Genomic DNA, 7,706 nt, shown 5'->3' on the forward strand with positions numbered 1-7,706 from the left:
CAAAGAGACTTACTATATTAAGTATGAGGCCGAATTAGTTAATTAACTATATATTATTAAAACTTAAAATAATTGACCATGATTTAAGATCGATGCTATTAAACAGCATTGCGCTTTTTATTGTCTTATCATCTAAATAAATCATTGTTCACCACATCATTATCCATGATGTACCCTTGACCATACCGTGATGCTATTTCAGTGGTTTTCCAGCGGCCTTGCTTTAATATTTTTGAAACTGGTGTTCCTTTCATCCACATACGCTGCGCTGCTCCAACTCTAGGTGAGTGAGTGGTAAATGATGCGCTGTCCGGGTGGTTTATTTCGCATAAATCAAAGAGTTTGGCGTACATTTTACGACAGACCGAATAGGTGACAGCTATACGATCATTGCCCGATTTATTGACTAAGGGTTTATTGTGTTTATTAACCTGTATAAATAAAGGGGCATTTTTCTCAGACTCACAGATCCCCGCTTTATTCATGTAATCCTTTATGTCATTTATCACATCAGCATGTATTGTCGCATAATCAGGTCTGCTCGATTTATTGGTTTTTGAAAATGGGATTAGTAATTGGTTTGTTTTAAAATCAATATGACCGACTTTTATTCTGGATAACTCAGAAAACCGTAACAAACAACTAAATGTTACACCAATAATAGCCAAATCTCTCAGTTCTTTTATGTTGTTAGAGTGTCGATACTGGTTTCGGATCAATACCCAATCCTCTAATCCAAATGGCGTGGCTTGTTTGATTAAAACACTGTTCTCGGCTTCTTGGTTTGCGTATTTCTTAATTAATGCGTTGATTGATTCATCACTGCAAGGTTTAGTAAATCCACTGGAATGATGCATGTAATTAATGGCCCAAACATCACCTTTTACCGTATTCCGGTTATTTTTTTCAGCTCGAATCCTAATAAAGCGCATAAGGTGTTCGTGCTCTACAGGGATTGAGTCATAATTATTATCCATACAGTAATCAGTAAATATTTTCCATTTACTCATCAATTTAGCCCAAGAGGAATCGGTTAATCCTCCTTGGTGCATTTTTAACTCATCTTGAAACTTTAATGATATCTTACGAGCGATTCTCTTTTGCTTTGGCGTTAATACTCTTTTGGTTATCTCACGTAGATGATGCGGCCTAATCTCATTCATAAATTCAAGATTAACTAACATTTCGTCAGTTTCTTTCTCTTCATTATCAATGTTAGTATTTTCAACTATTAAACCATTCATGCGCCGAACCCTTTAGATTTTAACTGTTACACTGTCACACATAACAGTGAAGTATTTACTGTATGCAAAGCCAGTATAGAGTACCCTTTCTCAATTCTCAAGGTCAGGAAAGCTAAATTCTTTGACCTTGAGAATTTAACAAAGAAAGAGTAGGGCGAATGTTCAAAATTGGGATGAAATCAGAAGGGAGCAATTAATACCAAAACTATATCGATTACTTTTGTTTTCCTTCGACACTAAATAGAGAATGTCGATTATACCTTCACGTGGGTTTCAAATAACCCTAATCAGATCAACCAAACATTGAGGACTCGAATGTTATCATCATTTATAATTTACTTGTCATTATTATATTTCTACCGAATCTACTGCCTTGTTTTTAATCGTATTGTGCGTTAATTACTGGTGCCTATTATGAGAATAGTGTTATCCCAATTTTCTTTAGATCTTCTGAATAATCCTGCGACACCTTTACTCGTATGAGTGTTATCTCGGCCTCATTGAGCGTGTCATTTTTAAATGAATCATTCCGTTTGGCTGAGGCCGTATTATGGCTTTTATCGTCCAGTTCAATCCTACTTTACTGGTTTTTGTTGCAAGCAAGATCTCTTTAATGGATAAAAGTGTAGGTTTGATTAAAAGCGCATAACCAGCCTAAATATCGAACAAATTAAGTTTAACTATTGTACGTTCAGCTTGTTTGTACTTAATTATTATCCACATTAAGATCGATAATGTAACTATACTACTTTACTGGTTTGCTATCCTACTTTACTGTATTGGTATACTACTTTACTGGTTTACTATCCTACTTTACTGTATTGGTATGCTACTTTACTGGTTTCCTACTAACCTTTATTTCTTTGTTGTATCATTAGATCATCAATTGTTAGTTGGGATGTTTAATGAAAGATCTTACCCACAAAAAACCAAGTGACAGTAGTTTATTGTTAACTAAGGAAGAACATCGAAAAAATAGTTTTATATCTTCCCTTCTATTTTCGAGAGCGACAATTTTTCACCCATCCAGTCGTTTGACTAATGATATGAAAAATCGATTGGTTGAGGTTGCTAGTCACGGTGGGACCGATCCAAATAGACCACTAGAAAGCGTTACAATGAATAGTTACGGCAAAAATTTTAGAGTCGATTTGCATGTTGATTACTTATTGCAATCACACAGAGATATTCTTGAAGCTATTCTGGCCTTCGCAAACTCTATCGTTTTAGATGAAGAGTCCTACGTCAAAGGTAAAAGACTTACTTGGTCAAACATTTTCAGCACCATCACTGACGGTATCCCTTCATCTGATCAGCCCTCCAATGAGTTTGATTCTATTATTGATCGTGACTCTACAGTGTTATCTATCAGTTTTTACGAACTGGCTACGCGTATGGGTATATCCCCTACTCGAAAGAACTACGATACTAAAAAAGGCAAAGTGATATCACTGTCAGCGTCCGATAAACTTTGATCAGAAATAGCGGCTGTTGAGATACTTTTTGGATGGTTTAGTCATAAAGTTTGATCATTTTTGAGGCGCATGACTACCAACCAGGCAGTAAGAGTGACAATAAAGATTGTTTAATATCTAAAACGGTTTTTGGACAATTCTGAGTTACGATCCGTAGAACACTCAGACTTTTCGCATAACTTCTAGTATCGCTAGTTTTGCCGTAGCCTACATGCGGCTGAGCAAATTATCTTATCCACTACACATAAAAATGCTTAGCTAAAATTAGCGAAGAATGGATGCAAGCCAGTATTTTTCGTCCATATTTTAAGGGGCTTGAGCATGTTAAGCCCCATAAACTCTATTAAAAAGAATATCTCCGTAACCAGTTATTAATGTTCCAATGGCTACTAAAATATATGTGAAGTATTGGACAAACGGCATCCAACTTTTATTTTTTTGTTCTATGTGAAGGTGACAAAAAAGAAGGTTTCCATTTACTACAAATATATATTTTCTAACAGCTTGAGCTTTAATCTCAGCAAGTAACGAAAAAACTAATAAGAGTGTTCCGCTTCGTTGAAACCATTGATCCATATTTGTTGTAGTATCAGCTACAAAAATAGATAAGAATGGAAATAAAAGAGCTAGAAAAACACATGCAAACCATTCTTTTAACGCTCTGTATATCTCCAATTGCTGACAGTTAACCCACTCCTTTGCATCATTTTTTAATGATGAATAATAATCCTTTTTGTCCATAAAAACTCCAAACCTAGATTTTTATACTAACGCTGTGCTCAACAGCAGCTTGTTAGGCTTTATTTTTCTTGCACACAAATTGAACCAAGTCATATTTACTGCTTCCAGATACAAGAGAAGTCCACTTGGATTTACTAGACCAATCTTTAAGTGGTTTAGTTGGTTTTTCCTGCACCCCGTCTTCAATGCTACCAGCAAGTTCAAAATACTGTTTTGATGCACAGTTAATTTTCAATTCAGTAAAACTTGTATATTCATTGCCTTTTCCTATACGGTTGGTTAGAACTTTGCTTACATTTGGCTCCATTTTTTCATGAGTTAAAACATAATATGTGCCGCTATCTCTAGCAGTGGGCTCGCGATACAGTTCTTTTGCATCACAAAAGCTTGTGACGCTTATTAACATGATTGCTGTGTAAAAAATTTTCATTAAGTTCTCTTTAGGTTTCTAGGTTTTTAACGCTTTGCTCACAGGAAAATCAGCGCAGTAAGTAATTTACCCGAGTACAGCAACTTGTTATTCATTTATCCAGCCATAATGTAGAAATTGTAAGCGAAGATCGGTAATCAACACTATACGACTTTCAGCCAAACCTCTTCGCAAAATTTAATCACAAGATAACCTGCATGATTTCTAGTGGTGTTTACCGATAAGGTTTAAAACAACAACTCTGGAGAGAAAGTTGAGGATAGATGTTATGAGGCACTTATCACAACTCTATCAGTACAGTTAGTGGCATAATATTTACTCAATCATCATATAGCGAGATTCCCAAATGCCAAAAGATAAGAAACTTGTTAACTTCTCTGAAGACTACGAGCTAAACAACAGATTAAGAAACAATAACAAACGTCAAACTGAAGAGAATCGCCAAAAATTAAAAACTATTGGTGACAAAGCCAAAAAACAATTAGACAAAACGCGACTGACACATGAAGAGTTAGACAAAGCTATTGAACGCAATAAAAAGGAGCTCGACTAATTCAAAGCCCCTTGTTGTCGATACACTTTCATATCAATCGACAACAGGTACACTTTTAGCAAAGCACAGTGATCTACTGCACACTATATGCATTAGATAAACTGAGCCAAATAACTCAGTATAGAAATGTTACGAGGTCAACTGTAACGCATTAATGTACTAGTACACATTAATGGGGCTCTTTCGAGATTAAAAGTGCCAACTGTACGATGATTGAAATATTATAATTTGATTGCCACAGCAGTTCCCGTGGCGCTGACGCATATCATATTCACATTTTTTCCAGATATATCATTAACAGAATAACTAATGCCAATAACAGCATTTGCCCCTTTTCTAAATGCTTGGTGCTTTAACTCATCAGTAACGGCTGTTCGACCGTTTCTAATTATATCCTCAATGGATTTGGATCGACCTCCAAAAACATCCCTAAAACCAACAAATATGTCCTTCACAACATTTACACCATAGACACAATCAGCGTAAACAACGCCATAGCGTTCAATAACGTCCATATCAACTAAGTTAGTTTCAGTCGTCAATAATATAGGGGCTGTAATATTGTCTTGAATAGATTCGCTCTCAGCAATGGTTACATCATTCATGAAATTATCAATAGCTTGTTTTTCATTCTCAGCATTAATCTCAACATCCTGTTCGACAAATCCAAGCTTTATCAGCTTATCAATTCCTTTGTTAGCAGCAAATGTACCTAATTCAATCGCTGCAATCTCATCACCTTTAAGCAATATTGCGTATTTTTCCATACTTTCAGACTCTCAATATTATTTGGCTATTTGTCTAAGTCACTGGACATCGTGAGAGATTACTAAAATTCGATATGATTGATACTACGAATGTCACAATATTAAAGTTGCTGACTTGGAATGGGCATAAGCATAACTTTCGTCATATGAATAATATTTGTGCAAATTAGTACTGATTGAAAATGCGAAATTGTTCGACGCACCTAATAATTGGCGCCCCACTTAACCAACAAAGCGCGCTAAACCTAAAACCAAAAATGCTAAGCCCCCAACGCCCAATTTATTTTTTGTTATAAAAAATCAGCTGTCAGTGATCAATTTTTCTATACGTTCTTGAACTTTAACCATTTCATGGTGAAGCTGAGTACGTTCCATGTTTTTTTGTCGCTGATGCTCTGGATTTTGAGAAGCATAATAATCATACATTTTTTCTTTATTTTTTAACGAGTCTAATAAAGCTGAATTAGCATTAATTTTTGCCGACAGCTCTAATGATTTCGCTTGTCTAGATAATGCTAATTCTGATTTTTCTTGAGCTTCAGCTGATTTTTTTAATTCATTTCTGGTTAGTGATAATTCTTCTCGTTGCAATGAAAGTTCTTTTCTCTGTAAGAGAATTGCGTAAATCACACCGAGAAAAGCGAAACCAGAAAAGAGAGCATTTACAGCCCCAAACATATCGCCAAATGTACCTCTTACATCGTTAGGAAAATCGATAAGAAGGTAATAGTTTATTCCCCAAAGAGAAACAATGATTAAAGCACCAATAGAGAATACAATATTTTGCTTCATCATAATGGGATAACACCTTTTTTTATAACGCCCCAAGCAGGAGCCAGCTTAAAATTTGACCTGTTAGGCATTCGTTCTAATGTCATCCCAGAGTGCTTTAGCTACTTCCTTCATTGCCCCAATAACTTCAAGCAAATACTCATGTAAGCCCTGCTCACTTTAGGGTGAGTAATCTACAAATACCAGCATGATAACCGACGAAAGTGCTTGCTTGAGCAATGCGTTAACACTATCTCTTTTTAAAGACAAAATGCCCAAAATAAATGGGTAGATTTTTTTACGCTCTACTTGACAGTGGGAGTCATACCAACGCCGTGCTCAACGGTAGTTTATAAGTATGCTGCCGTAGTTATTACTAAATTTTTGTCTGCTGCACTACATGTTAACGTCATTGCAGCGTCATTTGTCCATACTTTTTCTATGCGAAGAACATTTGTGCTTACAACTGTTTGAGTTGGATAATTAGCTTTTATAGAGTCAACAATAGAATCAACTTTGCTTATACATGACACATAATCAAGGTTTAGTGTTTTGGATGATACAGAACCTTGTTTTGGATAAGAGCCGCTTTGTACCATTCCTTTAAGCTGAGCTGGTGTATATGTTTTTTGCGCGCTGGCAGATGCACTGAATATTCCAAATGACATAAAAATCGCAATTACACCCAACTTTTTTAATTTCATTATTCTTTCCTCGTATTAGCCTAACAATTTAATTGACGGAAAAAATCCGTATAGTCTTTCCGTCTATCTTCTCAGTCACTTTTTGTAACAGCAAGCTAAATAACTAAATGTATTCATAAAGTAAGATTTATCTCATACTCATTCAGCATAAAGTGCGGAAATAATCCGTATAGTTCACCAAAGCCACTCGAGATAAAGAGCTGTGTATTTAACAAGCCCCTAAAACAAACCGAAAATCGGAGCTATCTCTCTGATTCATGCATGCCTAGCTTTCTAACTAAAAATCCAATTATTTTAATTTCAAGCTATGCAGGATTAGCAATATGTAGCATGAGGAAATATATGGAAAAAGAAAATCATTGTAGTCGTTGCAAGGTTACTGCCTAACGCATTTTGGGGGCATGCTCGTGACAGAAGTGATTGGCCTGAAACGAGCGTGGACATTTCCGAGTTACGATCTATAAATCATTCTAGTTTTTCGGGTTACTTCTTGTATTGCAAGCGCACGATCAGCCTAAATGTGGCTGGTCAATCATGTCCGCCTCAAGGTAACGTCACTTTAGCAAATGTCCTATATTAGAATTTTTGCATTATTAAGGTAATATATTATCTAGGTGTAGTTCTAGAACCGTACTAGATATGAATACCCGTTTTCTTACCTTGTAACTAGAACCATTTAGATGGACGATACTTCCCTCAGTGTTTTTACCCTGTAGTTCTTTAGCATTAATAATGCAGCTAGGCGATCCACTTAAAAAAACAAGCTTGTACGTTTCTGGAATTGGATGAGTTGTAATGATATTGAGCTTTCCCTGATGCTTCTTAATTCGATTCTTAACATCATTTAAATAGTTCTGACTTTGCTTACTTAACATATTTTTCCTTATAAATATTGATAATCAGTTAGTTTGGTTAAAACAATTTTTGAATTGATTGCACATTTTATTCGGACATTAAAATACCTCCTTATTGAAAAAGAATAATTTTTTTAGAAGATGTAAGGGTAGTGGCGAGAGTGGTT

9 protein-coding genes are annotated in these 7,706 nt (G+C 35.5%); 2 read left to right on the top strand and 7 right to left on the bottom strand.

Going from position 1 to position 7,706, the window contains the following annotated elements; all coding sequences use genetic code 11:
- Positions 1 to 128 precede the first annotated feature (128 nt).
- Both FH976_RS15045 and FH976_RS16190 read right to left on the bottom strand, forming a co-directional pair.
- Positions 129 to 1,244: a tyrosine-type recombinase/integrase gene (locus FH976_RS15045; RefSeq protein ID WP_194091607.1), complete on the bottom strand. Its 1,116-nt coding sequence runs from the start codon at positions 1,242 to 1,244 to the stop codon at positions 129 to 131.
- A gap of 412 nt (positions 1,245 to 1,656) precedes the next feature.
- A complete protein-coding gene (locus FH976_RS16190; RefSeq protein WP_194091615.1) occupies positions 1,657 to 1,818 on the bottom strand; it encodes a DUF2726 domain-containing protein in 162 nt (53 codons plus the stop codon).
- Positions 1,819 to 2,149: 331 nt separating this feature from the next.
- On the opposite strand from FH976_RS16190, the gene FH976_RS15055 reads away from it, so the two are divergent.
- Positions 2,150 to 2,719 carry a hypothetical protein gene (locus FH976_RS15055; protein ID WP_194091608.1) on the top strand — a complete coding sequence of 190 codons (570 nt, stop codon included), beginning with the start codon at positions 2,150 to 2,152 and terminating at the stop codon, positions 2,717 to 2,719.
- Between the two features lie 324 nt (positions 2,720 to 3,043).
- Here the strand turns inward: FH976_RS15055 and FH976_RS15060 are convergent, their stop codons facing one another.
- Together FH976_RS15060 and FH976_RS15065 are read right to left on the bottom strand one after the other, a co-directional pair.
- On the bottom strand, positions 3,044 to 3,460 hold the full coding sequence (locus FH976_RS15060; protein ID WP_194091609.1) for a hypothetical protein: 417 nt from the start codon (positions 3,458 to 3,460) through the stop codon (positions 3,044 to 3,046).
- A gap of 52 nt (positions 3,461 to 3,512) precedes the next feature.
- The gene (locus tag FH976_RS15065) at positions 3,513 to 3,890 is read right to left on the bottom strand and encodes a hypothetical protein (protein WP_194091610.1); all 378 of its coding nucleotides are present in this window, start codon (positions 3,888 to 3,890) and stop codon (positions 3,513 to 3,515) included.
- Between the two features lie 346 nt (positions 3,891 to 4,236).
- Between FH976_RS15065 and FH976_RS15070 the strand changes: the two genes are divergently transcribed.
- Positions 4,237 to 4,443 (top strand): hypothetical protein, encoded by a 207-nt coding sequence (locus FH976_RS15070; protein ID WP_194091611.1) that lies wholly within the window; start codon positions 4,237 to 4,239, stop codon positions 4,441 to 4,443.
- Between the two features lie 221 nt (positions 4,444 to 4,664).
- On the opposite strand, the gene FH976_RS15075 is transcribed toward FH976_RS15070, so the two are convergent.
- The 3 genes from FH976_RS15075 to FH976_RS15085 all read right to left on the bottom strand — a co-directional run bounded on the left by FH976_RS15075 (position 4,665) and on the right by FH976_RS15085 (position 6,685).
- Positions 4,665 to 5,210 (bottom strand): heavy metal-binding domain-containing protein, encoded by a 546-nt coding sequence (locus tag FH976_RS15075; RefSeq protein ID WP_194091612.1) that lies wholly within the window; start codon positions 5,208 to 5,210, stop codon positions 4,665 to 4,667.
- Between the two features lie 300 nt (positions 5,211 to 5,510).
- On the bottom strand, positions 5,511 to 6,005 hold the full coding sequence (locus tag FH976_RS15080; protein WP_194091613.1) for a hypothetical protein: 495 nt from the start codon (positions 6,003 to 6,005) through the stop codon (positions 5,511 to 5,513).
- Positions 6,006 to 6,331: 326 nt separating this feature from the next.
- Positions 6,332 to 6,685 (bottom strand): hypothetical protein, encoded by a 354-nt coding sequence (locus tag FH976_RS15085; RefSeq protein WP_194091614.1) that lies wholly within the window; start codon positions 6,683 to 6,685, stop codon positions 6,332 to 6,334.
- Positions 6,686 to 7,706: the final 1,021 nt, after the last annotated feature.

This window comes from Vibrio hibernica, from assembly GCF_015223435.1.
GTDB lineage: Bacteria > Pseudomonadota > Gammaproteobacteria > Enterobacterales > Vibrionaceae > Vibrio > Vibrio hibernica.

Coding starts and splice junctions, on each gene's coding strand:
- FH976_RS15045 (WP_194091607.1), bottom strand. CDS start 1,244: ATGAATGGTTTAATAGTTGAAAATACTAACATTGATAATGAAGAGAAA.
- FH976_RS15055 (WP_194091608.1), top strand. CDS start 2,150: ATGAAAGATCTTACCCACAAAAAACCAAGTGACAGTAGTTTATTGTTA.
- FH976_RS15060 (WP_194091609.1), bottom strand. CDS start 3,460: ATGGACAAAAAGGATTATTATTCATCATTAAAAAATGATGCAAAGGAG.
- FH976_RS15065 (WP_194091610.1), bottom strand. CDS start 3,890: ATGAAAATTTTTTACACAGCAATCATGTTAATAAGCGTCACAAGCTTT.
- FH976_RS15070 (WP_194091611.1), top strand. CDS start 4,237: ATGCCAAAAGATAAGAAACTTGTTAACTTCTCTGAAGACTACGAGCTA.
- FH976_RS15075 (WP_194091612.1), bottom strand. CDS start 5,210: ATGGAAAAATACGCAATATTGCTTAAAGGTGATGAGATTGCAGCGATT.
- FH976_RS15080 (WP_194091613.1), bottom strand. CDS start 6,005: ATGATGAAGCAAAATATTGTATTCTCTATTGGTGCTTTAATCATTGTT.
- FH976_RS15085 (WP_194091614.1), bottom strand. CDS start 6,685: ATGAAATTAAAAAAGTTGGGTGTAATTGCGATTTTTATGTCATTTGGA.